At 44.1% G+C, this 25,083-nt stretch carries 20 protein-coding genes and 1 pseudogene; all 21 read left to right on the top strand.

Features of this window, described 5'->3' with window-relative positions:
• The first annotated feature begins 43 nt into the window (after positions 1 to 43).
• Positions 44 to 580, top strand: a complete 537-nt coding sequence (locus ACN6MV_RS29195) for a hypothetical protein (RefSeq protein ID WP_042131348.1) — start codon at positions 44 to 46, stop codon at positions 578 to 580.
• Between the two features lie 151 nt (positions 581 to 731).
• The gene (locus ACN6MV_RS29190) at positions 732 to 1,001 is read left to right on the top strand and encodes an alpha/beta-type small acid-soluble spore protein (RefSeq protein ID WP_042131347.1); all 270 of its coding nucleotides are present in this window, start codon (positions 732 to 734) and stop codon (positions 999 to 1,001) included.
• Positions 1,002 to 1,339: 338 nt separating this feature from the next.
• On the top strand, positions 1,340 to 2,542 hold the full coding sequence (metK, locus tag ACN6MV_RS29185; protein ID WP_042131346.1) for a methionine adenosyltransferase: 1,203 nt from the start codon (positions 1,340 to 1,342) through the stop codon (positions 2,540 to 2,542).
• A gap of 201 nt (positions 2,543 to 2,743) precedes the next feature.
• Entirely contained in the window at positions 2,744 to 6,784 is a 4,041-nt protein-coding gene (locus ACN6MV_RS29180) for an Ig-like domain-containing protein (RefSeq protein ID WP_419885365.1), read from the top strand.
• Between the two features lie 230 nt (positions 6,785 to 7,014).
• A complete protein-coding gene (locus ACN6MV_RS29175) occupies positions 7,015 to 9,747 on the top strand; it encodes a stalk domain-containing protein (protein ID WP_081389832.1) in 2,733 nt (910 codons plus the stop codon).
• Positions 9,748 to 9,804: 57 nt separating this feature from the next.
• Positions 9,805 to 10,965: a sensor histidine kinase gene (locus ACN6MV_RS29170; RefSeq protein WP_042131343.1), complete on the top strand. Its 1,161-nt coding sequence runs from the start codon at positions 9,805 to 9,807 to the stop codon at positions 10,963 to 10,965.
• A 4-nt stretch (positions 10,966 to 10,969) separates the two neighbouring features.
• Positions 10,970 to 11,692 (top strand): response regulator, encoded by a 723-nt coding sequence (locus ACN6MV_RS29165; protein ID WP_042131342.1) that lies wholly within the window; start codon positions 10,970 to 10,972, stop codon positions 11,690 to 11,692.
• Between the two features lie 237 nt (positions 11,693 to 11,929).
• On the top strand, positions 11,930 to 12,376 hold the full coding sequence (locus ACN6MV_RS29160) for a glycosyltransferase family A protein (protein WP_052414762.1): 447 nt from the start codon (positions 11,930 to 11,932) through the stop codon (positions 12,374 to 12,376).
• 642 nt (positions 12,377 to 13,018) lie between these two features.
• Positions 13,019 to 14,506 (top strand): annotated as a pseudogene (locus tag ACN6MV_RS29155) (DEAD/DEAH box helicase); the annotation flags it as partial.
• A gap of 269 nt (positions 14,507 to 14,775) precedes the next feature.
• Complete coding sequence (locus ACN6MV_RS29150; RefSeq protein WP_249923518.1) at positions 14,776 to 15,351, top strand: ComF family protein; 576 nt, start codon at positions 14,776 to 14,778, stop codon at positions 15,349 to 15,351.
• Between the two features lie 169 nt (positions 15,352 to 15,520).
• Positions 15,521 to 15,931 carry a TIGR03826 family flagellar region protein gene (locus ACN6MV_RS29145; RefSeq protein ID WP_076119188.1) on the top strand — a complete coding sequence of 137 codons (411 nt, stop codon included), beginning with the start codon at positions 15,521 to 15,523 and terminating at the stop codon, positions 15,929 to 15,931.
• A 102-nt stretch (positions 15,932 to 16,033) separates the two neighbouring features.
• Positions 16,034 to 16,318, top strand: coding sequence for a flagellar biosynthesis anti-sigma factor FlgM (flgM, locus tag ACN6MV_RS29140; protein WP_042131340.1), 285 nt, complete (start codon positions 16,034 to 16,036; stop codon positions 16,316 to 16,318).
• A gap of 12 nt (positions 16,319 to 16,330) precedes the next feature.
• Positions 16,331 to 16,831: a flagellar protein FlgN gene (locus ACN6MV_RS29135; RefSeq protein ID WP_076119065.1), complete on the top strand. Its 501-nt coding sequence runs from the start codon at positions 16,331 to 16,333 to the stop codon at positions 16,829 to 16,831.
• Between the two features lie 54 nt (positions 16,832 to 16,885).
• On the top strand, positions 16,886 to 18,469 hold the full coding sequence (gene flgK / locus ACN6MV_RS29130; RefSeq protein WP_419885364.1) for a flagellar hook-associated protein FlgK: 1,584 nt from the start codon (positions 16,886 to 16,888) through the stop codon (positions 18,467 to 18,469).
• 15 nt (positions 18,470 to 18,484) lie between these two features.
• Positions 18,485 to 19,402, top strand: a complete 918-nt coding sequence (gene flgL, locus ACN6MV_RS29125) for a flagellar hook-associated protein FlgL (RefSeq protein WP_419885363.1) — start codon at positions 18,485 to 18,487, stop codon at positions 19,400 to 19,402.
• A gap of 15 nt (positions 19,403 to 19,417) precedes the next feature.
• A complete protein-coding gene (locus tag ACN6MV_RS29120) occupies positions 19,418 to 19,984 on the top strand; it encodes a DUF6470 family protein (protein WP_419885362.1) in 567 nt (188 codons plus the stop codon).
• A 117-nt stretch (positions 19,985 to 20,101) separates the two neighbouring features.
• Positions 20,102 to 20,548, top strand: a complete 447-nt coding sequence (fliW, locus tag ACN6MV_RS29115; protein WP_419885361.1) for a flagellar assembly protein FliW — start codon at positions 20,102 to 20,104, stop codon at positions 20,546 to 20,548.
• 1 nt (position 20,549) lies between these two features.
• Positions 20,550 to 20,792 carry a carbon storage regulator CsrA gene (gene csrA / locus ACN6MV_RS29110; protein WP_341051414.1) on the top strand — a complete coding sequence of 81 codons (243 nt, stop codon included), beginning with the start codon at positions 20,550 to 20,552 and terminating at the stop codon, positions 20,790 to 20,792.
• 241 nt (positions 20,793 to 21,033) lie between these two features.
• Positions 21,034 to 22,395, top strand: a complete 1,362-nt coding sequence (locus ACN6MV_RS29105) for a flagellin (protein WP_419886832.1) — start codon at positions 21,034 to 21,036, stop codon at positions 22,393 to 22,395.
• Positions 22,396 to 23,197: 802 nt separating this feature from the next.
• Positions 23,198 to 23,596, top strand: a complete 399-nt coding sequence (locus ACN6MV_RS29100; protein WP_231573968.1) for a flagellar protein FlaG — start codon at positions 23,198 to 23,200, stop codon at positions 23,594 to 23,596.
• A 15-nt stretch (positions 23,597 to 23,611) separates the two neighbouring features.
• Positions 23,612 to 25,081: a flagellar filament capping protein FliD gene (gene fliD, locus ACN6MV_RS29095; RefSeq protein WP_042131331.1), complete on the top strand. Its 1,470-nt coding sequence runs from the start codon at positions 23,612 to 23,614 to the stop codon at positions 25,079 to 25,081.
• Positions 25,082 to 25,083 lie beyond the last annotated feature (2 nt).

Below are 25,083 nucleotides of genomic sequence, written 5' to 3'. Positions count from 1 at the left end.
TTTTTTTATAGGCATTTATCCCCACTCATGAGGAGGAACTTCATTGAAATCGGTTTGGAAAGTAACAACAGCTGCTGTATTACTGGCTGGTGGTGTATGGGCTGGATCACTGTTGAATGTTACTGCTGAAGGTGCAGGTGTTGGTTCACAGCCTGGCACAGCAGATGATCCAGTAGTTACCAAAAGCTATGTAGATCAGCAAATTCAGAAAGCACTTACAGGTGGTACAGGTACAGCTCCAGTAGCTACAGCTACTCCGAGTCCTAGCTCAGTTCCAACAGCAACAACAGCTCCAACTACTAGTGGCAATGAATCTGTAATTGTCGATGTAAAGCCAGGTCAAACTCTAATTGCTTCCGCAGGTGCTGAATTTATTGTTCGTGCAGGTAAAGCGGTTATCTACTCTCAAGATGCAAACGGTGTGGCTGATTTAACAGATGGTAAAGATCTTGCAAATGGAGTAGCTGCGCCATCTAACCATTTATTATCCTTCCCTCGCGATGGTCGTGGTATTACTGTCCAAACAGGACAAACCCTTGGCCTTGTTGTCATGGTTCGCGGTGGTTATACACTGAAATAATTTGTAATTATATATTCATAATGCCCTTAAAAGTACTTGATCATACCTTCAAACTGATTTCCAAAGTTACAAATCATTGGCGCGATTGAAGAGTAGATATTGGACGCACAATATTCCTGTAATCTTACAAATTCACAGGAGGTGCTGTAACATGGCACGTAACAATCGTACAGTGGTACCGGAAAGTCGGGCAATGTTGAAGCAAATGCAATATGAGATTGCAGCTGAGTTTGGTTTATATGGAGCGCATTATGGAGGCGGAGCAGACACTGAGTTTGCTTCTGAATTAGGGGCAATCGGAGGTAGTGGTTCTGGCCGTAGCCAGTATCTTGGACATCTTAGTTCAAGAGATAATGGCTCTGTTGGCGGAGAAATCACGAAGAGACTCATTAAGCAAGCCGAACAGTCTCTTTTTCAATAATATCAGGGTATAGGGACTCTTATATATCCTATCTGATATTGCTTTTTCATACGGCGAAATCAATATTTATACTGTGTTGGAGGGGTTTCGGAGTAATTGACACCACCTCCCAAATAAGATAATATGACTTTTGAGGAAAGCCTTAGACCTTTTCCATATGGGAAAGGTTCATTTTTTGAAGAGTTTAGTGAATATAAACATGAAATACTGCAATCATCCTTCATAAAAAGAAACAGGCTTCTGAGTTGTTTTGTTTTATAGTTTTTTTATTTGGCCTGTGTGATTATAAAGGAACTCCTTATACAGTGTCAGACTAACCATAAGGGAGGTTGTTATACTTGTCTATTAAAGGGCGTCATTTGTTTACTTCTGAGTCCGTGACGGAGGGGCATCCGGATAAAATCTGTGACCAGATTTCCGATGCGGTATTGGATGCATTTTTAGCTAATGATCCAAATGCACGTGTAGCCTGCGAAGTAGCAGTAGCAACTGGTCTTGTTTTGGTGATCGGGGAAATCAGTACCAAATCTGAGTATGTAGATATTCCTGCCATCGTACGCAACACCATTAAAGAAATTGGCTACACACGTGCAAAATATGGTTTCGATTATAATACTTGTGCAGTGTTGAGCTCACTTAATGAGCAGTCAGCTGATATTGCTCAGGGTGTAAACTCTGCACTAGAGCACCGTGATCCAGCACAAGTGGCTGAAGAAACGGCAAATATTGGCGCGGGTGATCAAGGTTTGATGTTCGGTTTTGCTACGAATGAGACACCAGAACTGATGCCGCTACCGATCGCTTTATCTCACCGTATTGCTCGTCGCTTGTCTGAGGTTCGTAAGAACGGAACTTTGGAATATCTGCGTCCTGACGGAAAGACTCAAGTTACGATTGAATATCAAGATGAGAAGCCTGTACGCGTGGACGCTATCGTAGTATCCACACAACATGCGGAGGAAATCTCTCTTGAACAAATTCAGGCTGATATTAAAGAACATGTAATTATGCCGGTTGTTCCTGCGGAACTACTCGATTCCGAAACCAAGTACTTTATTAACCCAACCGGACGTTTTGTTATTGGTGGTCCTCAAGGGGATGCCGGTCTGACTGGACGGAAGATTATCGTTGATACGTATGGCGGATATGCTCGTCATGGCGGTGGTGCATTCTCTGGTAAGGATCCAACTAAAGTGGACCGTTCCGCTGCCTATGCAGCTCGCTATGTAGCGAAGAATCTAGTGGCTGCAGGTCTGGCTGATAAATGTGAGATTCAGCTTGCTTATGCCATTGGTGTGGCTACTCCTGTCTCGATTAATGTGGATACATACGGAACAGGTAAAATCAGTGAAGAAAAGATGGTTCAACTGATCAGCAACAACTTTGACCTTCGCCCTGCGGGGATCATCTCCATGCTTGATTTGCGTAAGCCAATCTATAGACAGACTGCAGCATACGGCCATTTTGGACGTACAGATGTAGATCTTCCATGGGAACGCGTAGATAAAGCGGAATTACTCAGAGATCAGGCTGGATTGTAGTTAATCATACGTTCTTATAATACGTTAGGCCCGCAAGTTGGCACTTAGTGTCGACTGTGCGGGCTATTTTTATGTAATGAACAGAATTAGGGTTGATTCTAATCATAGAGAAGTAGACTACTAAACTTTGTAAGCCCTTTAACCGAAATATAAGAATATACATAAAGACGTTAGTATGGTTTGAGAGGAGTCTATCACGGCATGAAAAGAAAAATTTCAATATGGACGGCGCTTTTTCTAGCGGGAGAACTGGTACTTGGAACAGGGTATCCTTCTATTGGAATCGGAATATCGGCAGTGCATGCTGCAGCGGAATTTGGCATAAGCGTGTCACCAGCACCTGGAGCAACCTATGTAAATATAGGATCATCTCTTAAACTAAGCTTTGACCGTCAAGTCAACCCACAGGCTGGAGAAATTACCATCACGGGACAGGGGGATAGTGCACCTTTTGTAACGATTCCTATTGGTAGCTATGGTTTAATTGGTAGTTCAAAAGACTACGAGCTTAAGTTAGGTCCAAACCAACAATTTACTCCGAATAAGGCATACACGGTTACAATTCCCAAAGGATTGTTCAAAGATAATGAGGGGAATGAATCAGGGCTTACTTCATGGGCATTTACCACTGCTCCTGAGAGTAATACGGCTATTACCGCAGGTAACTTCACACCGGCTAGTAATGCAAGAGTAGATGCCGGGAGTTTAAAGGAACTTAGTCTGACACTAAATAAGCAGCTGTTAAAAGGTGGAGGCTCTATCCGAGTCCTGTCCTCAGCAGATAATACAACAGTGCAAGAGTTCAGAATTAAGGATGATGACACCAGAGTTAACGTTCAAACTGATGCTAGCTCTACAACAGTTAAATTATCGTTGGATAAAGCCTTGGGAGCCGGAGGGAATTATTATGTTCTCATTGATTCCTACGCTTTTAAAGATGTAGATAATCGAACATTTTCTGGTATTTCTAGCGGGAATGTATGGAGTTTTTCTACAAAAGGTGTAGCTGAGATTCCGATGACTCCATCACCGGCTAATGGTACAGGTGGTGTATCTACCACAGGAGCGCTACAGCTTACTTTTGACCGTCCTATGATGCCTGCATCAGGTGTGATTACGGTGTCCCCAGGGGCTGCTAACGATGCTAGAACGAGATGGCTTAATGTGAACTCGCCAGCGGTTACTGGAGGAAGCAGTAGAACCATAACATTGAATCCGGCATCAGCAGCCTCACCTCTGCTAAATGGCACGCAATATACAGTTACCATCCCCCAAGGTGCTTTTTATGACCAAGATGGAAATGTATTTCCTGCCTCGGGCGCTTACACTTGGACCTTCACAACGGTATCTTTGACTGGACTTGGCGTAAGTGCATTGAATCCATCTGATCGAAGTGAATCTATAGCGAATAACAGATCCTTTTCGATCGCGTTTAATCGGGATGTGAATTACAACAGCGCTGTGGCTAGTGGTGTGGCTCTATATAAAAGTGGGGGATCTCAGGTGCCGGTTAACGTTACTCGGAGTACCAGCACAGCTAAAGAATATATCATCACACCTTCCGTAGCGTTAGATAGTGATTCAACGTATTACATTGACATTGCCAAAGGGGCTTTTGTAGATGCAAGTGATGCTAACGTTCTATATGAAGGATTAAGCGGTAAAAATTCATGGAGCTTCAAGACCTTGTCTCTGGACAAAACAGCTCCACAGCTCACATCTGCACAGCTTGAGAATAACCGAACCATTCGTCTGAAATATAATGAGACGCTCAATTCATCCATAGCGCTGCTGACTTCAAGCTTTGGAGTTACGGTCAATGACGAGAATCGAGCGATTGAAAGTGTCTATATTCAAGGAGACAGCGCTTATCTGGTATTGAGTACAGGAGTAGCTGTTGGGCAGATTGTGAAGGTCAGCTATAATGGCGGACTGCGGACAATTCAAGACCCAAGCGGAAATGCAGCGAGCACTTTTAGCTCTAAACAGATTACGAACTCTATCGAGTCCTCCATGCCGACACCTAAAGACGGGAGAATCACGGGTAGATCCGTAGTGTTGAATTTTAATGATACATTAAAACCGGCTTCCTATTACGCACATAACCAGTTCTCAGTGATTGCAGATGGAAGCTCACTTGGAGTCAACTCGATAAGTTCCAGCGGCAGTACAGTATACTTAACATTGAGTAGTGAAGCATCAAATGGACAGAACGTCCGGGTGTCCTATTATGCAGGTTCGTATCCTTTGCAGAATTCTTATGGACAAAATATTGCGGACTTTACTGATTTTAATATCCGTAACAGCAACGATACCATTCCGCCAGTGTTCCAAAGTGCAACCGGAGGCGGCACTAAGATCGTTCTGAATTATAATGAAGGCTTGTCTACAACCAGTCTCCCGCTGAATAGTCAGTTCTCTGTGTTAGTGGGCAGCACGCCTAATTATGTGACTAATGTATCGGTTAGCGGCACTCAGGTTACTTTAACGCTTCAGACTGCGCTGACAGTTAATCAGAATGTGACCATATCTTATGTGCCTGGTTCTGCCGGGATAAGCGATTTGAATGGCAATCGGGCAGCATATATTAACCTACAGCCTGTATCCATCTCAGAAAACAGCGGTACTACCATACCGGAGATTAACTCAGCGACCGTTTCAGGAGACGAGCTAACTGTTACTTTTGCAAAGAATATGCAAGCATCCGGTTCCCTCTACGCCAATCAGTTTGGAGTTAGAGCAGATGGCAGCAGCTTGGGTGTGCAATCCTACTATATCTCCGGCAATATTCTAAAAATAACGTTATCCTCTGTTGTAAAGACCGGCCAAACAGTGGACTTATCCTATATGTCTGGTGCCGGTACGATTAAGGATTTCAGTGGTAATGTACTGTCGTCATTCTCTGCACTGTCAGTTCAGAATCTGACAGGCGTGACAACCGGATCTGGAAATCGTCCATCCTATCTAGGAACACTTGCAACGAGTGAGTTTGGTAAAGAGTATGCACTACTAAAGAGTGATTCTTCGCAAATTGTGGATGACCGCTCTTTATATAATCAGTCTCTAAAAAGATATACTTTAAATGCAGATCGAATAGCTGCCAGTTATGAATATCTGTCTAAGATGAATAATGATATTTTGGCATTTGAGGTTCCTTCCACGGAACAAGCAGCTTTTGTGACCGTTCCGCTAAAACCATTGCTCGACGCGGTGAACCGTAATAAAAATACAAAGTTTATGATTCGACATGGAGATAACCTATTTAGTGTGGGACTCAATGATATTGATATGAGCGGACTTGCAAGTAGCTTGATCTCAGATAGTAAAAATATTTCACTTGTGTTCCGCTTGGATAAAGTTCCAGCAGGCACATTTACACCTTTTGAGCAAAAGCTACAAACGATGGGGATGCGAACCATTACAAGTCTTATGGATGTCCGGGTGACAGCAATAATTAGTGATAATTATGCGAATGCCAAGGCACTGACAGTACCAGGAGAATATACCGTACGTACTACTTCTTCATTAAATAGTGCGCAAACATCTGCGGCCAGATTAGACCTCTCCTATTACGATGCGGCTTATCTACCTACAAAAGTCAGTACGGTCGGCAACTATACGGTTATCCGTGCTCGTACCGCTGGTAATCAGATATTAGGGACCTTTTTGTCCACCCGAACCTTTACGGATATGGGTAAGCATTGGAGCAATGCGATTGTTGCTGAACTTACCGCTAAGAATATTATAGATAGCAGCTACGGTAGTGCATTTAATCCAGAGAAAAAAATTACCCGTGCTGAGTTTGCTGTTATGCTTAGTCGCGGTTTAGGTTTGCTGGGAGATCGTGAGACCGCGCAACGCTTCCGGGATGTGCAGCCTTCCACACAAACTGGAGACTACATTGGTGCAGCGGCTAAAGCAGGAGTTATTACAGGGAATACGGACGGGACCTTCCGTCCGAATGATAATATAACACGCGAGCAGATGGCGATTATGATGATCCGTGCGATGGAATATACCAATCATCCTATTACGCTAAGCGGTACTTCTGCCTCAACGCTTGCAAAATTCAAGGATAAGTCGAAGATTCAGAATCAAAGCGCTGAGTTCGTCGCCAAGGCAGTGCAATCAGGGATAATTTTGGGCATGACAGCAAGTGAGTTCCAGCCTCAGGGCAATGCCACCCGTGCTCAAGCTGCCGTGATGCTGCAGCGGATGCTGAAACAGGCAGATTACCTGTAAACAACTCTTGTAACCAAAGAATCAATTGGTAAAGTCCGGCAATTATGCCGGGCTTTTTTTTTGTCGTCTAATTATGACAATTTCGACTCTATAAAGCTTGAAATCTCTCAATTTCGCAACTTTTTGGCTTATTTTCAGTCTATTAAAAGAGTACTAGAAAAATAGGAACCAGTTTCCAGACATTGATATGGACTGATAGAGTACAAAAGAGATGGGAGAGTTACGTTGAAATGAATGAAGTTTTCATGGAGAAGAAGAGTAGCGATGTTGTACGGGGAATAAGATTATCTTCCACTAAAAAGTGGATTGCTGCTTCATTGGCTGGTGTGTTATGGATTATGCCGGTAATCGGCAGTGAAGGTATGATGCTGTTTGGTCAGGGGTCTGCACCAATCGCAGCTGCAGCCACAGCTCCTTTTAAAGTAAGTAAGCTGGGAGAAGAAGTGATTACTTCGGGCGCCATTATGATGAAATATAAATATACTACTACACGTTCTGGAGCGAGTGCTTCTGGGCTTGCGGATGTTATTCGAGTAGATCTTAACAACCCATATGTTTCTTTAGATGTGATGACGGGTAAAGGCGGAAACCTGACTACACGGCAAAGTACTGGTGGAATGGCTAAGGAAACTGGAGCCGTAGCTGCTGTAAATGGAGATTATTTTAATACAGGCGGTGAGGGTGCTCCAATCGGTGGACAAGTATCAGGTGGAGTACTGGTGTCTACCCCTTCACAATTGAATGGAATGTATGCCTTTGCAGTGACAAAAGATCGTAAACCTATTATTGACGAGTACAGCTTCGAGGGGATGGTAACCGCACCAGATGGCGCACAGTTTGAGATCTCCGGTATCAATAAAGGTGCTTATAGCCCTGAAGGCGGAAGCTCGACTTATAGTCATGCTAATGCTATGTATATCTACACAGATGTATGGACTGCTCTTGATCGTCCTAAAAATAGCTCTACCACTCCAACTGAGGTACTTGTTGAGAATGGTGTAGTTACTCAAATCTCAGAGAATGCTGCACTTCCTACGGCGGTTCCTAAGGGAGCTTATATTTTACGGGCACATGGCTTAGCCGCACGATATGTTACTGCGCATTTGGCAGTAGGACAACCTGTTACCAGCGAGTATTCTTTGAAATCCAAGACTACTCAGCAATCGCTCGATCCTGCGAATCTGCAAACGATGATCGGCGGACATACAATTCTAGTAAATAACGGGAAAGCAGCAACGTTTTCGCGATCAACTAGCAGCATTGGGGGCTATCGTGCACGTACGGCTTTAGGTTACTCACAGGATGGACGTTATGTATATATCATAGCGGCTGAAAAAAACGGCAATAGTTCAGGAATGTCTTTAACCGAACTGCAATCATTTATGACGAATATTGGAGTCTGGAAGGGTCTTAATCTCGATGGAGGCGGCTCTACAACGATGGTAGACCGGCCCCTCGGCGAAACCTCGACTACACTCACGTTTAATACAGAGTATGGCACAGAGCAACGTAGCATCGTTAATGCGCTTGGTGTCTATACTAACGCACCTCAAGGTGAAGTGAAGGGAATCAAGATTAGTGGAAGTTCCGCATTGCTAGTTGGCCAAAAGGCTACGTATTCTTTAAAAGGGTATGACACTTACTACAACCCTATTGATGTAGCGGCAGGTAATCCTACTTGGGTATCTAGTGGAGGAAGCGCAACTGTAAATGCAGGAGAAGTTACGGCAGTGAAGCCAGGTACCGTCACCTTAACAGCTAAAAGTGGCTCGGCAAGCGCCTCTACAACCGTTACAGTTCTGGGTGGCAATGATCTGTCCAGTATGAGTGTAGGTACAGCTACAGCACCGCTGACAGCCGGAACCACTGTGTCTGTGCCTGTTACGGCAGCTACGAAGAGTGGAGCAACTATTAATGTTCCAGATTCAGCCCTGAAGTGGGAGTTTGTAGGGTTTAAGGGAGCCGTGAAAGATGGCAAGCTTACTGTAAACTCTGTAGATGCAGGGGTAACTACAGGTTATGCTATTGCTCGTTATGATGGATTTAGTGCAGTGGTTGTATTATCGACAGCAGCGGCTACAACATGGGAAGATTTTGAGAAGGTAAGCTATCCAATCAACTTTACGACTAATGTTCCAGCGGTACAGGGTACTGCAGCAATAGTTGATGGAACAGCCGAAAGAGTAGGCTCTAAGGTACTGTCACTCAGTTATGATATGACGGCTGGAAGCGGAAAAATGTATGCTTATGCCCAGCTTAATGGTACAAGTGGAAAAACAGTTCCAGCGCTTGCAACCTCGATGTCGGTTGATGTGATGGGAGATATGAGCTTGAATTGGCTGCGTGCTGAGTTTGTAGACAACAGCGGAGCTACAGCTTATGTAGATCTTGCAAAGATTATCGATTGGAACGGTTGGAAGAACATTAACATCGACTTGTCAGGCTCAGGTATTAAATTCCCAGCTACGCTGAAGAGACTTTATGTAGTCAATGTAGAGGAAGGTCAAGATGAACGGGCGAAGACAGGTACAGTTGCCTTTGATAATATCACCTTTACAATGCCTTCACTTTCCAGTGATGCGGGCTTACCAAAAGGTACGGCTTCTATGAGCATTGGCTCGAAAGCAATGACTGTAAATGGAAATAAGAAAGCTATTGATGTAGCTCCAATTGTAAAAGACGGCAGTACCTATGTGCCAATTCGGTATGTACTAGATGCTTTCGGAGGCAGCGCTACTTGGGATCAGGTGAATAAGAAGATCATGGTATTACGCGGAGCCAAGGCACTGGATCTTACCGTAAATAAAAAAGAATATCTGCTGAATGGTAAACGTCAGAGTGCTGAAGTAGCACCTATCATTTTGCAAGGTAGGACTTTAGTACCGTTAAGACTAGTTTCTGAACAGCTAGGATTAACTGTAAAATGGGAACAGAAAACGAAGACCGTAACTATCGAATCGTGATATGTTAATATAAAGGAAAACCTTTAAAACGATTCGATAGAAAAGGGGCAAGCATCCGTGGAATTTCAAGCCGATGCGATTGATCGCGTCATTAAAAATACCATCGACGTGATGGAGAGCAGCAAGTATCAGATTTTTGAAATATTGCAGGTTGCGCGTGATGAACTTGCTGCACTCAACAAAGAACTGCAGCGGGTCATGGACGAAACGGATGAGACATTGAAAAAGGTAGACAAACTAGAGCTGCAGTATCACCGCTCCAGAATCCGGCTGACAGAGGTCAGCCGGGACTTTGTCCGCTACTCAGAGAAGGATATTCGTATAGCCTATGAGAAGGCTACGGAGCTACAGCTCGAACTCATGATGACGCGTGAGAGAGAGGTCTATCTTCGATCAAGACGTGATGAATTACAAATGCGAGTGCGCAGTGTCGAAAATTCTGTAGAACGTGCAGAGTCAATTGGTTCGCAAATGAGCGTAGTGCTCGAATATTTGTCGGGAGAACTAGGTCAGGTGACGAGAATTGTCGAATCTGCGAAGAACAGACAGATGATAGGACTCAAGATAATCCTGGCTCAAGAGGAAGAACGGAAGAGAATTGCCCGGGAAATTCATGATGGTCCTGCTCAAATGCTGGCGAATCTAGTCCTTAGGACGGAAATTGTAGAAAGAATGCTGGTAAAGCAGGAATTTGGGTTGGTGCAGGACGAAGTAATAGATTTGAAAGGACAGGTTCGATACAGCCTGGAAGAAATGCGTAAGGTCATCTTTAATTTACGACCGATGGCTCTCGATGATTTGGGATTAATTCCGACTTTGCGGAAATATGTGCATGATTTTGAGGAGAAGACGAAGCTGAGGACGACCTTGGAAACCAGAGGTCAGGAACATCGACTATCTTCAGCCATGGAGGCAGCGGTATACCGATTGGTCCAGGAAGCTTTGTCTAATGCAGCTAAACATGCCTACCCGAGTTTCGTATTGGTAGAGATTACTTACCAAGCGCAGTTAATTAAGATTGTGATTAAGGATAATGGATTAGGTTTTAATGTGCAGAAATTAAAGAATCCGCAGGGCAATCGTGAAAGCTTCGGGCTAGTTGGTATGCGGGAACGTGTAGAGCTGCTTGAAGGCAGAATGGAAATCATATCAGCCGAGAATCAGGGGACAACAATCGTGATCCACATTCCGACGAACGTGGAGAAAGGGAAGGAGTAATGTGATGGAGAACTTAAACTCTACTAAGACGCCCATTAAAGTTCTTTTGGCGGATGATCATCAGCTTTTTCGTGAAGGGCTGAAACGTATTTTGAATATGGAGGAGGATATCGAAGTCATCGGTGAATGTGGTGACGGTATCCAGGTATTGGAGTTCTGTAACGGAACTAAACCAGACATCGTACTGATGGATATTAATATGCCTATTGAGAATGGCGTGGAGGCTACTCAAAAACTGCGGGAAATGTTCCCGGAGGTTAAGGTTATTATTTTATCGATTCATGATGATGAGAGTTATGTGTTTGAAACCCTTCGTAAAGGGGCCAATGGTTATTTACTGAAGGATATGGAGGCCGAATCCCTTATTAATGCGATCCGTTCGGTCTGTGAGGGGCACGCCTTTATCCATCCAAAGGTTACCGGAAAGCTAATCAATCAATTGCGGCGCATGACTTACCTTAATGAGACTGGAGTAGCTGCGGATACAGTAGTGAAGGAAGCCGGTGTTAAATTTGTAGCCGGTGACAACAATCCTCTAACACGTCGTGAAGCGGAAGTTCTGCGCCTAATGGCGGAAGGTAAGAGTAATAAAATGATCGGTGAGTATTTATTTATTAGTGAAAAAACGGTCAAAAATCATGTGAGTAGCATTTTGCAAAAAATGGAAGTAGATGATCGTACGCAAGCTGTAATTAACTCGATCAAATATGGTTGGGTAACTTTATAAAAATATCTACAGATTTACGTTACATATAGGAATCAAATCAAGGAGAGCACAGCTTGTTTCTATAAAATATAAGAAAGTATAAGTTTCACACCATACTTTATGTCTTATATTTCTCGCTTAAACGCTTACCGTCCTTTCAAGGACGCCGAAGGCGTTTATGCTTGATAGGAACTCTGGGCAGTCACCGACCTTTTAAAGCCGGCATATAGTGTTGGTATACAGAGGAGGTGCATCTCCATGGTAGCCCAGTTGATATGGATTGCGGTTGTTTATGTATCCGCTGCAGTGATTATTCATATGCTGCATAATCGGCAGAAGGTGCGGCAGACACCGCAGTCCGTGAAATGGATTCATTATATTTTCATTACCCGCAATCATGCATCTGTTGTGGAATGGTACATTCGAGCGCTGACATTTCAAGCTTTTTTAACCGGAAAACGATTTCGAGTAACGTTCATGGATGATGGCTCAAGCGATGGAACCCTTGGAATTGTTTCCAGGATGGCTGATAGTGGCTGCTCTATCGATCTTGCAACATCTATGTACACTTTTCAGGTGAGTGAAGAAGAGTTGCTGCAACAAGGGATTGTGGTAGACTTGCGGTTGTCAGGGCAGTCTGGCTCGTTGCCTTTTATGGGGATGGCAGGAAGTAGGGGATGCGAATCAAAGCGCGACAGATCTTAAGTAAATATGTAAGTTACGGGTGAAGCACACTCTCCAAGAAATGGGGGAGTGTGCTTTTTGCGTTTACGGTAAGGGAAGTGGTGTAAGCAAGAGTGATTAATGGTGAGAGTTAAGGAGGCGGGTTTTATGCGAGCTGCTGTATATGCCTTGGAATGTAGGGGCACCTGGAGTGTATGGATTTCTTTAGACCTTACAGTAGATATATGGTGGTGGTCCAGCGCTAGCTCGTTGAGCCAAGGTAGGGGCTTAGTAACGGTGGACAAGCTGGTCTTATTATCTCCTGCGCTACCGCTGGGGTGGGCGGTGAAGCTACGCGATTCCTTCAAACAAAGAGGGGGGATGAGGAGCTGGGGGACTAAGGAATGGGGGCAATATGTGAGTAATGTCCTTGAGCCTGAGTTGAAAGAGGAAAGGGAGGTAGGAGGAATTGCGAAGGAAGAATTGCTTTATGATGGGATTTCATTTTGGCGGCTTTCTGAGCAAAGAGAGGTATGTATAGAACAGGATAAGAAGAACAATGATTGCAGAGGAAATGATCTCGATTATGCTTTGCTTGAATCGGAGGCAGAACAACTATCGTGGGCGGTGGCTGGGCGCTCACTATTGCAACCGGAAATAGAAGCGCTGCTGGCAGAGGGATTGCCAGCGCTGACAGGTCGTTGGCGCCAGGCGGCACAACTGGCGCATTTGCAGGGGCGGCTGCAGCTGACAGCCGCCGTGGGTAGTCACGCCCCGGCTGCGCACGGGGCGCGGGCCCGCCAGCTCCCTGCGGGTGCTGGCGCTCTGGCGCGTGCGGCGGCTAGGCTGCCGCACGTGTGGTCGCGCGGCGCTGTCGCCCGCCGCGCGGTTTCGCGCTGCCTGCGCTGCGGCAGCGCCCCGACCGGCCGCACGGCATGCGCCGCGTGCGGCCTTATGGGCTGCGCCTATTGCGAGGCCTGCCTCGCACTTGGGCGCAGCCGGGCTTGCGCGCTGCTGCTGCGCAGCGCAGCGCTTCCGGCCGTGCGCAGCACGGCCGTCCTTGACCCCACCGCGGCCGCAGGCCGGTGGGGGTTAAGCCCAGCGCAGGCGGGATCCGCTGGCGCTGCGCTGGGTTTTCTGGCGGAGCGGCGTGAACGCTCCGCCAAAGCGTGCCCAGAGCGGTTCCTGCTCTGGGCGGTGACGGGAGCCGGGAAGACAGAGATGATCTTCCCGCTCCTAGAGGCTGTGCTCGCCGCTGGTGGGCGGGCGCTCGTAGCGACGCCGCGGCGCGACGTCGTACTCGAGCTCGCTCCGCGACTCGCCAAAGCTTTCCCGGCGGAGACTCTCGCCGTGCTTTACGGCGGCAGCGCAGAACGCTGGGTGGGTGGTCGCTTAACTCTCGCGACTACCCACCAGCTGCTGCGCTTCCATCGAGGTTTTGATCTCGTAATCATTGACGAGCTGGATGCATACCCCTATCACAATGATCCTATGTTGGCTTATGCTGCCGAACAAGCCTGTAAGGCAAACGGATCTTTTATCTACTTATCAGCCACACCACCACAAGAAATGCAGCGGTTGGTTCGGTCAGGCAGACTTCCACATGCTAGAGTACCTGTCCGTTTCCATGGTCATCCTTTGCCTGTGCCGCAGCATCTGACCATGACATCCGTTCAAACATGCCTAAAGCGTGGGATGGTACCTAGATCTCTCATACATACGCTTCGTAAGTCGCTCGAGCGAGAGGCGCAAATCTTTTGTTTTGTGTCGCGTATTGCACATATTGAAGGATTACTGGTTCTGCTTCGTCGGAGCTTTCCCGGCGTAGTCATCGAAGGTACTTCCTCCAAAGATCCCTTCCGGACAGAGAAGGTAACTGCTTTCCGTAGCCGCGCGATCTCCTTATTAGTAACGACTACGATTCTGGAACGAGGAGTTACAGTGCCTCGCAGCGATGTATTTATTTTGGATGCGGACAGCGATCTTTTTGACGAAGCCTCCTTGGTTCAGATGGCGGGGCGTGCCGGGAGATCTAAAGATGATCCTGCTGGGCGTGTTGTATTTGCCTCTCCACAATGGACCCGATCCCAACGTGGAGCAATCTCCCAGATCCGAACTATGAACATTATCGCTCGCCGCAAAGGATATATCAGTAAGGATGTGTCGAGATGAATTCTCTGTTCTCATGGTTAACTAAATCTCAGGCATTCTTATCCCCTTCAGTAACACCATGCTTAACTTGCGGCAAGCGCAACCCTGGGTCCTCACAATTTCCTGGAGTTTGCAGAACTTGCGTAGAATCCATTCCTTGGATACGTTCCCCTCGTTGCCTGAAATGTGGTCGGCATGTCGGTTGTCCTGACTGTTCCCGTAGTAATGAACCGTCACCGATTATTTGTAACCGGAGTGCAGTGGCCTACACAAGCGTTATGAGGGAATGGTTGGGTCAGTATAAATATCGAGGCAATGAACGATACGCCCTTTTACTTGGTCTCATGCTGGACAGAGCGTATCTAACCTTGAAAGAAGAGAAACAGAGTGTTTTTTTAACTCAGAAATCATCTATCATTCATTGCTTCAAAAATAAAAAAGATATACAACACGGCTCTTGGTCTGCTGATTTGTTAGTGCCAGTGCCTGTCAGTGATTCTCGGCTAATGGAACGGGGGTTTAATCAAGCGGAGAGACTGGCTGATGTCTTGTCTAGACGTAGGAAGGTTCCCCAGTTTCCGCTGCTGATCCGCACACACCATACCGGAAAACAAAGCTTTAAGAGCCGAGCGGAACGCCTGACCGATATGAAACACGCTTTTGCAGAGAATCCGGCAGTAACAGCACAATTTGCAGATTGGCTGAAAAGGGAGGCACCTCTAAATCGTTCTGTTCGGATTATTATTGTTGATGATATTTATACGACGGGCAGTACCATTCGTGCGTGCGCTGAGATCATACAACAAATGGGTTCAGATTATGGTTATACGGTTGAGGTCTATAGCTTAACTTGGGCACGTTCCTAAGGAGAGAGAAATGCATGATTGTGAACACCTCTATTCATTATTTAAGGAGATTCATACGCTTAATAGCGTTTCTTCCGTCCCATAGACGAATTCTCTGCAATCATGTAATCTAGGAGCATGAGGATATTATGCATTGTACAGAATGTACGGAGAGGAGCGGCTGCTTGTTATGAATCTAGACAATTGTCCAAGGTGCGGCCGGTTGTTTGTCAAGAATCTTATGGGTTTGTGCCAGCCCTGCATCAAAGATCTGGAGCATGAATATGAGATCTGCGTGAATTATTTGCGGGAGAACAAAGGAACCAACATCCAAGAACTGTCCGATGCTACGGGAATTTCGATTAAGGAGATCACCCGCTTTATTCGAGAGGGCCGGATATCTATAGCTAATGCTCCTAATATGATGTATCCTTGCGAGGTGTGTGGAACACTGATTCGCGATGGGCATATGTGCGACAGCTGCCGTAGTCGGCTAAGGAAGGATCTTTCCAGTGCCGCCAAGGAAAGTGATGCTGAGGATACTACCAAAAAGACAACAGACGGCGCATATCGCGCCATAGATAAGCTGCGTGGCCTATAAATTCTGCAAAAAAACGTTTGCAGCTATAAAGAATGTTTCAGTCTACGCCGATAAACTTAGTAAAGATTATCGGCTTTTTTATATTAGAAGGAAGGTGAAGTTATGAAAATTAACGAGACCGGACGAATTAACGCGATTAATCCGTATCAACGCAGCGCCGACGCGCAAAGGCAGGAACAAATGAAGAAAAGTTCACGCAAGGATGAGGTTTCGATCTCTGATGAAGCAATTCAGCTCTTGCAAGCACAGAATTCTGGTAATGATGCTGAACGTGCACTTAAGATCGACAGTTTGAAGCAACAGGTCTCCGCAGGTACCTATCAAGTAGATGCAGCTAAGCTAGCAGAGAAACTCGCCCCTTACTTTAAGCAATCCTCCGAGAATTAGGTGAAACCATCCATGGCATTGACAACATTAATAGAACTATTGGAGCGGCTGGACGAAGTACATAACCAAATGCTGGAGCTGGCCGCTGAGAAAAAACAGACGATTATGGACAACAAGGTGGATGCATTAATCGACATCCTGAACCGTGAGTCCAAGTTAATGAAACTGATTGGACAGCTCGAGGAACAGCGAATCGCGGCAGCATATACCGTTCTGCAAGGCGTGGGTATTCGTTCCAACCTGAACCTGAACCTAACTGAGCTGTCCAGACTTATATTTGACCCTGAAGACAAGGCACGACTGCTGCATATTCAGCAGAAGCTTTCTGGCACTTTACACCGCTTGAAAGAAGCAAATGAGCTTAATCAGAAGCTGATAGAGCAGTCGCTTACTTTTATAGATTATTCTTTGGATCTGCTGGTCGGAAGACCGAATCAGGATATCACATATCATCGTCCGTCCGATAAGGGAAATAACGTAAATCGGTCGGGGATTTTTGATGCACGAGGCTAGAATTGTACTGATGAAGTGTTCTGCTGGAGCAGAACATAAGGAGGAGTAAGAAGCATGACATCCACATTTCACTCGATAGAGACCGCGAGACGCAGCCTTTTTACTCAGACCGCAGCTCTTAATACAACTGGACATAATATCGCTAATGCGAATACCGAGGGTTATACCCGTCAACGTGTTAATATGAAGGCCGCTTTACCTATTGAAGCGTACGGATTTAATAAATCTACTGTTCCTGGTCAAATGGGTACTGGGGTGGAATTCTCGTCTATCGATCGGATTCGGGAAATGTTTCTGGATGATCAGTACCGTGGTGAGAATTCTGCATTTGGAAACTGGAAACTTCAAGCAGATACCCTCTCTAAACTAGAAGCGATTGTTAATGAACCATCGGATACAGGTATTCGTACGGTACTGGATAACTTCTGGAAATCCTGGTCTGACCTTAGTAAAAACCCTGAAGATCCTACTGCTCGTAAGATTGTAGTACAAACTGCACAATCTTTGACTGATGCTATGAATTATATGAGCACGCAATTAGATAATCTCGATCGGGATCTAGCTACTAATATTGACGTTAAAGCAAAAGAGGCTCAGGGTTACCTGACCGCTATCGCAGACTTGAATAAATCGATCTATAAGATCGAAGGTATGGGCGATCAGGCAAATGATTTACGCGATCAACGCGATCTGATGGCGGACAAGCTATCCAAGATTGCTAATATTACCGTTGTGGAGACGGAAGCTGGTTATAACGTATCTCTGGGTGGACAGCCACTGGTAGAGGGCGGAGAAGTTACTGCGAACGTAGATAGCGCATTTCTTAATAATGCTTACGCCGCCGGCACTTTGAAGGGCGGAGAGGCTTACGGAATGATTTTCTCCAAAAATACTTATGTTACCGACTACAAGAAACAACTCAACGATATGGCTAGTACGATTGCTACTGGTGATGTTGAAATTACAATACCGGCAGGTTCAAATCTTCCTGAAGGTACGGTGTTGACTACTGATACTAAGATTACACAAGCAGATGGCACCGTAGTTACATTGGCTGCAGGTCAGGCTATGCCTAAGGGAGCAACAATGTATGAGGACGCCAAGACCATTGTTAAAGGCTTGAACGGACTTCACAAGTTAGGTTATGCAATGGATGGAAGCTCCGGCCGTGACTTCTTTGTAACCTCTGGTGAGGCTGGAACGATCAAGTTGAATCCGGAAATTGCTGCGGATGTTAGTTTATTCGCAACCTCACTGCGTACTACTGTAGATGCAGCTGGCAATACGCAGGTCGTTAAAGGAAATAACACCTTGGCTCTTTTATTGACGAACCTCAAGGATAGTAAATTCACTACGCCGGATGGTAGCATTAGCAATACTGTTGGTGGGCTTCTTGGCTCCATGGTGGGTCAGCTAGGTATTCAATCACAAGAGGCTGCACGTCAGACTGATAACTCAGATTATCTGGTAGAGCAGGTAAACTCCCGTCGCCAATCTGTCAGCGGAGTATCACTGGATGAAGAAATGTCGAATATGCTCGTATTCCAGCATGCTTATAGTGCCGCTGCGCGTTTTATGACTACTTTTGATGAACTGCTCGACAAATTGATTAATTCCACCGGCACAGTCGGCAGATAAAAGGAGATATAGCGTATGTTGAGAGTAACCTCTAACATGATGAATTCACAGCTTCTGCTCAACCTAAACCGTAATGCACGTACGATGAACGACACACAATTACAGCTTTCAAGCGGCCGCAAAATCAACAAGCCTTCCGATGATCCGGTAGGAATTACGTATTCCCTGCGCTATCGCGCGGAGCTTTCATCTAACGAGCAATATACTAAGAATGTAGATAGCGCTCTTTCATGGCTAGATTATAATGATACAGTTCTAGGGCAGGCCGGAGATGTTGTACAGAAGATTCGTGAACTGTCCGTACAGGCTGCGACAGGTAGTAATCCACAGTCTGCTCTAGATAGTATCAATGCAGAGGTTATGCAGCTGAAAGAACAGCTGGTGGATATTTCTAACAGTACACTGAACGGAAAGTATATTTTTAATGGTGAGCAATACAATACGAAGCCTTATGATTTTGCTAAAGGTGCGGATGGTACATACGATGTATCTAAGCCGATTACTACGGATACAGGGCAGATTCAGTTTATCGTAGGTGAAGACGTGCGTATGCCTATTAGTACGACAGGTAATGACGTATTCGGTAATACTGGGGATGCTGACAATATGTTTGCAATCATTAATCAATTATCAGTTGCCTTGAAATCCGGTGATTCCAAAGGAATATCGGCACAACTTGGTTTAATTGATACAAGGATGGAAAAAATTCTGACGGCGCGTTCTGAAATAGGGGCCAAAACCAACCGTGTGGAATTAATGCAGGATCGGCTTAGTGATTTGAATATTAACTTAACGGATTTACAGGCTAAGACTGAAGATGCCGACTATGAGGGTTTGATTATGAACTCTAAGATTCAAGAGAATATCTATAATGCCTCCTTGTCTGTTGGTGCAAAGATTATTTCCACAACTCTCGTGGACTTTATCAGATAACGGAGGTGGTTCTCTTTGCTGCAGCCGATATTGCAAATTCGTCAGACGCCTGCTCTAATGGGTATTGATGCTGACCCGGGCTCTTATTCGATCAGTCAGCCTAAGGCTGAGATTAGTGTAACAACCACTCCTTTTGAACTAACAGTTCAATCCACTAGGCCTGAGCTGACAATAGATCAGTCTAGTGCTTGGGAGGCTTATAACGGTGGAAGGATGCTGGATATGAACAAACGGATTTATTCTGGCATTCAACAGTTATACCTTCAGGGAATTGCCCGAAAGGTTGAGCAAGGGAATCGGATGGCTCAGTTTTTTAAACCTGGCAATACGATTGCAGAAGTATACGGATCAGACACTGAACCACAATCCTTTCCGGAGATACGTGGTCCAGCATCGTATGCTAATGTGGAGATTCACTTTGAGACGAGAGCCCCACAAATCGAATTTAGAGCCTCAAAAATTGATATTCAGGTTGAACGGCGTAATCCTGAAATTGAGTATACCCGTGGAAAGTTAAATATATATATGCAGCAATACGCTTCTGTTCAGTTTATTCCACCAGAATTGAATGTTCAATTGTAGCTTCTTAAGCTATAGATGTGCCGGAAAGCGCCTCTATGGCTTTTGTTCTATATATAATGTATTAGGATGTCGTAATAAGCTAGTTTTGCGCTGCAAAACTTTTGAGGAGTGAATAACTTGATTATAGAAACACTATCTTGGGGAAAACTGGAAGTAGATGAAGAACAAATATATTATTTTCCCAAAGGACTACCTGGCTTTGATGAAGAAACCGACTTTGCTTTAATCGCGATGGAGCAGACACCTTTTTGGTATCTACAATCTGTTAGAAGCATGGGGTTATCCTTTCTGTTAGGAGATCCATTTGTTTTTTATCCGTCCTATGAGTTTGAGTTGCCGGATGATGAAGCTGAAGAATTAAGTATAAAAGATGGGATTGTCGTTCGTTGTGTTATCACGCTGAAGGAACAAACTGAACATTCGACGATTAATCTTCTAGCTCCTATTGTATTGAATCCTACAGCTCGTTTAGCTAAACAGATCGTTCTTCATAAAGCACCTTATCACACGAAGCATTCCTTACTGCAGGAAAAGTCAGTTATCGATGGAAAGGATGGTGGATGATATGCTCGTGCTTTCCCGCAAAAAAGGAGAGTCCATCGTCATCCAAGATCAGATAGAACTGACGATCTTAAGCGTGGATGGCGACACGGTAAAGGTTGGTATCACTGCACCTAAGCATGTGGATATTTTTCGTAAAGAGGTTTACCTTTCAATTCAGGAGGCCAATCGTGAGTCTGTTGCTCCACAGCAGACTGATCTGAATGCATTGATCCATCGGCTTCGTGATGTGAATAAGAATGAATGATTGACATATAGCACGCTCAAATCCAGAACCTGGGACTGTTTGAACGCAGACTCGGGTTTTTTATTTTATTTTGGAGAATTTACCCAAGAAATTTCAAAAAAACTTCGAATTGCTCTAAACAGTTGGGTGCTTGCCGTCGATATATGTATTAGACGCTGATCCGGCAGGGCGGCCGACCTTAATGGATCGGCGTTTACCACATGGATGTGGAACTAACTTAATTTCAGGGAGGAAATATCAAATGATTATTAACCATAATATCGCAGCTTTGAACACTCACCGTCAATTGGGTGCAAACACTGCAGCAACTAGCAAAAACATCGAAAAATTGTCTTCAGGTCTTCGCATCAACCGTGCCGGTGACGACGCAGCAGGTCTGGCAATCTCCGAAAAAATGCGCGGTCAAATTCGCGGTTTGGATCAAGCATCCCGTAACTCGCAAGATGGTATCTCTTTGATTCAAACAGCTGAAGGTGCTTTGAACGAAACTCACAGTATCCTTCAACGTATGCGTGAACTTGCAGTACAATCTGGTAACGATACAAACACATTAGATGACAGAAAAGAAATTCAAAAAGAAGTTGAACAGTTGAAATCTGAAATCAATCGTATTTCTAATACAACGGAGTTCAACACTCAAAAACTTTTGAATGGTAGCCTAGGGGTTACAGGAACTACCACTGATAAAACTAAAGTAGACATTACATCTGCTACTGGTTTAGCAAAAGGTGATTATACTGTTACTATTGATACAGCAGCTACTAAAGCAAGTGCAGCAGCTGGTGCAACTGACTTTACTACTGCTACTGATGTTTCAGCAAAAGAGCTAGTTATTAATGGAACTAAAATCGATTTTTCAGGAATGAAAACTGCAACGCAAGCTGACATTGTAGCTAAGATTAATGAGTACAAAGATGTTACTGGAGTTTCAGCAACTGCAGGTGCTTCCGGTGTTGTTAAACTTGATCAATCAGAATTCGGCTCTACATCAAAGATCGCCTTAGGTGGAGCTGATGCTGCTGAATTTGGTCAAGCTATTACAGCAGGTGTAGATGCTGTTGCTACAGTAGTTGGTCCAAACGGAGCTTCTGAGCAGGTAAAAGGAATAGGTCAATCAGTAGGTTTCCACGGGGCTGAATTTGTTGCTAAAGGTGCAGCTAATGATGCTGCAACCATTACGGTTGCTGGCGGCGGAGCAACGCTTCAAATCGGTGCGAATAAAGACCAAAGTATGACAATTGATGTTAACGAAGTTAGTTCTAATACACTTGGTGATAAAGCAAATAATAATTTGGTAAAAGACGTAAGCCTATTAACACAGTCAGGTTCAAACGATGCTCTTAAAGTTCTAGACGAAGCTATGAAACAAGTTTCTGGTGAGCGTTCTAAACTGGGTGCTTTCCAAAACCGTTTGGAGCATACGATCAACAACTTGGGTGCTTCTTCTGAGAACCTGACTGCAGCTGAATCCCGTGTTCGCGATGTGGATATGGCTAAAGAAATGATGAACCAAACGAAGAACAACATCCTTGCTCAAGCTGCACAAGCTATGTTGGCTCAAGCTAACCAACAACCACAAGGTGTACTTCAATTGCTTCGTTAATCTTAACGAGTTACAAGGAGATCCTAGACTATCTAGGGTCTCTTTTTTTAGCAGAACTAAAGGAAATTGAAATCATAAATCATATTTATCGAAAAGACGTATTTTGTTAGTCAACATTTAGGGTTTCTCTCGGGGAAGCCTTATTTTTTTTTCTGACAAAAGGATGGTGAGGCAATAGCGGATTTCAACCCTAGAAAGGAGTCTACTTGGGATTGGGGATAGCCTAATGAGGGAATTTTGTTGGCGGGAGTATGTGGGTGGGTCTAATTAGGCGATCTTGAGATGTACTGAATGTATGTGATAGATGCGGGGAACAATGGCATCTTGTATTCTTTAATTGCATGACACTTGACGAAGCTGCAATCAATAAGATAATAACTCACTGTAAGGTTATTTAGCCAATTTAGGCAAGTTTCGATCGAAAGTAGAGGATGCTAGTCAGAATATGGTGGACACTCTTATGGAGGATCAGACCATTAATGTATTTCAATTAATTGAGAAAATACTTTTAAGTGTAACGAACTGCTTATCTACTACTTCTCTTCACAGGTTTAAATCCTAATGATAACTGTACTTCTAGTTAGCAACAAAGTGATTACTTTACGAGAGGATACATTAGGTTGGTATGAATTTTTTTGTTTTTTAGTCGACATTGTATTTGCTTACTTAATGATAAGGTTCGGACATTGTTCGTTCTTCACTGTAGTATATCTAAGGATAATTTTACCTCTCGTATTAATCAAATGTATAGAAAAACCGATAGATATAATATAAATGAAAAGTTAACGTGGGGGGTTCCAGTATGGATGTTCGTCTTTCGAATTCTGTAAGTTATACTAAAAAATTGATGGAAACGGGGGGGACACCATCTGTTACTCCTATAAATGAACAAAAAGAAGAAACTATCAAGTTAGGACAACTACGCAGCAATGTTGAATTAAAGAAGTTGGAACGAGAAGGTATAGCGGTTTCTATGGGAGAGGAACAGGTTGTTAAAGCGCTAGATCGGGCGCTAAAAGCCTTACAGGGGCCTACGACTACATTTGAAGTTAGCGTACATAAAGAGACCAAAGCCATTATGGTAAAAGTACTCAATAAGGAAACTGGGGAGTTAATTAGAGAAATCCCTCCTGAGAAGACACTAGACCTCGTGGCAAACATGATTGAAATTGCCGGTATTATGATTGACGAAAAAATATAGATAGGAGATGATACTATGGTGACTCGGATCAGTGGGATGGTTTCTGGTCTAGATGTGGACACTCTCGTAAAGCAGATGATAACTGCTAAGCGTGTACCATTAGATAAATTAAATCAACAAAAGCAGATACTTCAATGGCAACGGGACAACTATCGTGAGATCAATAGTAAGCTTGTAGATTTTCAAAATTCTAAGTTAAAGAATTATGACAAGTCGACGGCATTAAATACCCAGACTGCAGTTGTAACTGGGAATACGACAGCATTGAAGGCCGAAGCAACAGCCGATGCTAACGGTATACCTATGAAAATGGAGATTACTGAATTAGCAAAACCGAGGTCTTGGGAGACAGTAGTTCCTAAAAAAGATGGATCAATACCTTCGTCTGCAACTAAGCTATCTGCGATTGCGGATTCTGCCTCTACAACACAAACATATAATATTGTTATCAATGGTAGTAGCATTAATTTTGATAAGGAATTGAGTATATCAGGGGTAATTGCGAAAATAAACTCAGATAGTAAAGCTAATGTAACGGCTAAATATGATGAGGTTACAGGTAAGTTTTCCTTGGCTTCAAAAACCTATGGGGATGAAGGTAAGGTTGATCTCACAGGTACAAACAGTTTATTGACCTTATTTGGATCAAGTGATCCTGCTTTCAAGGTTACAATTCCTCCAGAGAAGGCACAGATTACTGTAAATGGTTCACCAATGAGTTTTGATAGTAATAATTTCAAAATAAATGGTGTGAGTTTTACACTTTTGTCTAAAACGGATGGGGTAGCTACTACAATTAATACGCAAACAGACTCGGCGAAAGCTTTGGAAACTATTACGAGTTTTGTGAAGGATTATAATGAACTGTTAAGTGTGTTAAACAGTAAAGTTGATGAAGAGAAATATAAGGATTTCACACCACTTTCGGACGAGCAAAAGAAAGAAATGACGGATAATGATATTGAACTATGGGAGAAAAAGGCTAAGAGTGGATTGTTGAGGAACGATGAAATTCTGAAATCTACTATTGCTTCTATGCGATTTGAACTATCAAATAGGATGGGCGAACTTAGTTCGATCGGTATAACTGCAGGTCAATATTATGAGAATGGGAAGTTATATATTGATGAGGCGAAATTAAAGCAAGCCTTAGCAGATAATCCTCAAAAGATTATGACTTTGTTTCAAGGTGGTTCAGGATCTGATGGCGTATTCGATAAATTAACTACCACCGTAGGTAATACCTTGGATAAATTTGTTACTAAGGTAGGGACATCAAAGTTTTCGTCAGATTTAACCATTGCCTTTAAGTCAGATAGCTTAATGGGCAAGCGATTGACAGATTATAATACTAGGATTAAAACACTTCAGACTCGTCTCACTACTCTGGAGACAAACTACTACAAACAGTTTACGGCAATGGAAACTGCTATGAATAAATATAACTCTCAGTCTTCTGCATTATCTAGTTATATGGCAAATTAACC

The sequence above is a fragment of the Paenibacillus sp. B-A-8 genome (assembly GCF_048572915.1).
In the GTDB taxonomy this organism is placed as follows: Bacteria; Bacillota; Bacilli; order Paenibacillales; family Paenibacillaceae; genus Paenibacillus_AQ.
The sequence above is the reverse complement of the archived record's forward strand: the minus strand, read 5'-3'. Positions and strand labels throughout refer to the sequence as shown.

Bases quoted from the DNA above. Each gene is read 5' to 3' on its own strand.
- ACN6MV_RS29190 (WP_042131347.1), top strand. From the start codon at position 732: ATGGCACGTAACAATCGTACAGTGGTACCGGAAAGTCGGGCAATGTTG.
- ACN6MV_RS29180 (WP_419885365.1), top strand. From the start codon at position 2,744: ATGAAAAGAAAAATTTCAATATGGACGGCGCTTTTTCTAGCGGGAGAA.
- ACN6MV_RS29175 (WP_081389832.1), top strand. From the start codon at position 7,015: ATGAATGAAGTTTTCATGGAGAAGAAGAGTAGCGATGTTGTACGGGGA.
- ACN6MV_RS29165 (WP_042131342.1), top strand. From the start codon at position 10,970: ATGGAGAACTTAAACTCTACTAAGACGCCCATTAAAGTTCTTTTGGCG.
- ACN6MV_RS29160 (WP_052414762.1), top strand. From the start codon at position 11,930: ATGGTAGCCCAGTTGATATGGATTGCGGTTGTTTATGTATCCGCTGCA.
- ACN6MV_RS29145 (WP_076119188.1), top strand. From the start codon at position 15,521: ATGAATCTAGACAATTGTCCAAGGTGCGGCCGGTTGTTTGTCAAGAAT.
- flgM (WP_042131340.1), top strand. From the start codon at position 16,034: ATGAAAATTAACGAGACCGGACGAATTAACGCGATTAATCCGTATCAA.
- ACN6MV_RS29135 (WP_076119065.1), top strand. From the start codon at position 16,331: ATGGCATTGACAACATTAATAGAACTATTGGAGCGGCTGGACGAAGTA.
- flgK (WP_419885364.1), top strand. From the start codon at position 16,886: ATGACATCCACATTTCACTCGATAGAGACCGCGAGACGCAGCCTTTTT.
- flgL (WP_419885363.1), top strand. From the start codon at position 18,485: ATGTTGAGAGTAACCTCTAACATGATGAATTCACAGCTTCTGCTCAAC.
- csrA (WP_341051414.1), top strand. From the start codon at position 20,550: ATGCTCGTGCTTTCCCGCAAAAAAGGAGAGTCCATCGTCATCCAAGAT.
- ACN6MV_RS29105 (WP_419886832.1), top strand. From the start codon at position 21,034: ATGATTATTAACCATAATATCGCAGCTTTGAACACTCACCGTCAATTG.
- ACN6MV_RS29100 (WP_231573968.1), top strand. From the start codon at position 23,198: ATGGATGTTCGTCTTTCGAATTCTGTAAGTTATACTAAAAAATTGATG.
- fliD (WP_042131331.1), top strand. From the start codon at position 23,612: ATGGTGACTCGGATCAGTGGGATGGTTTCTGGTCTAGATGTGGACACT.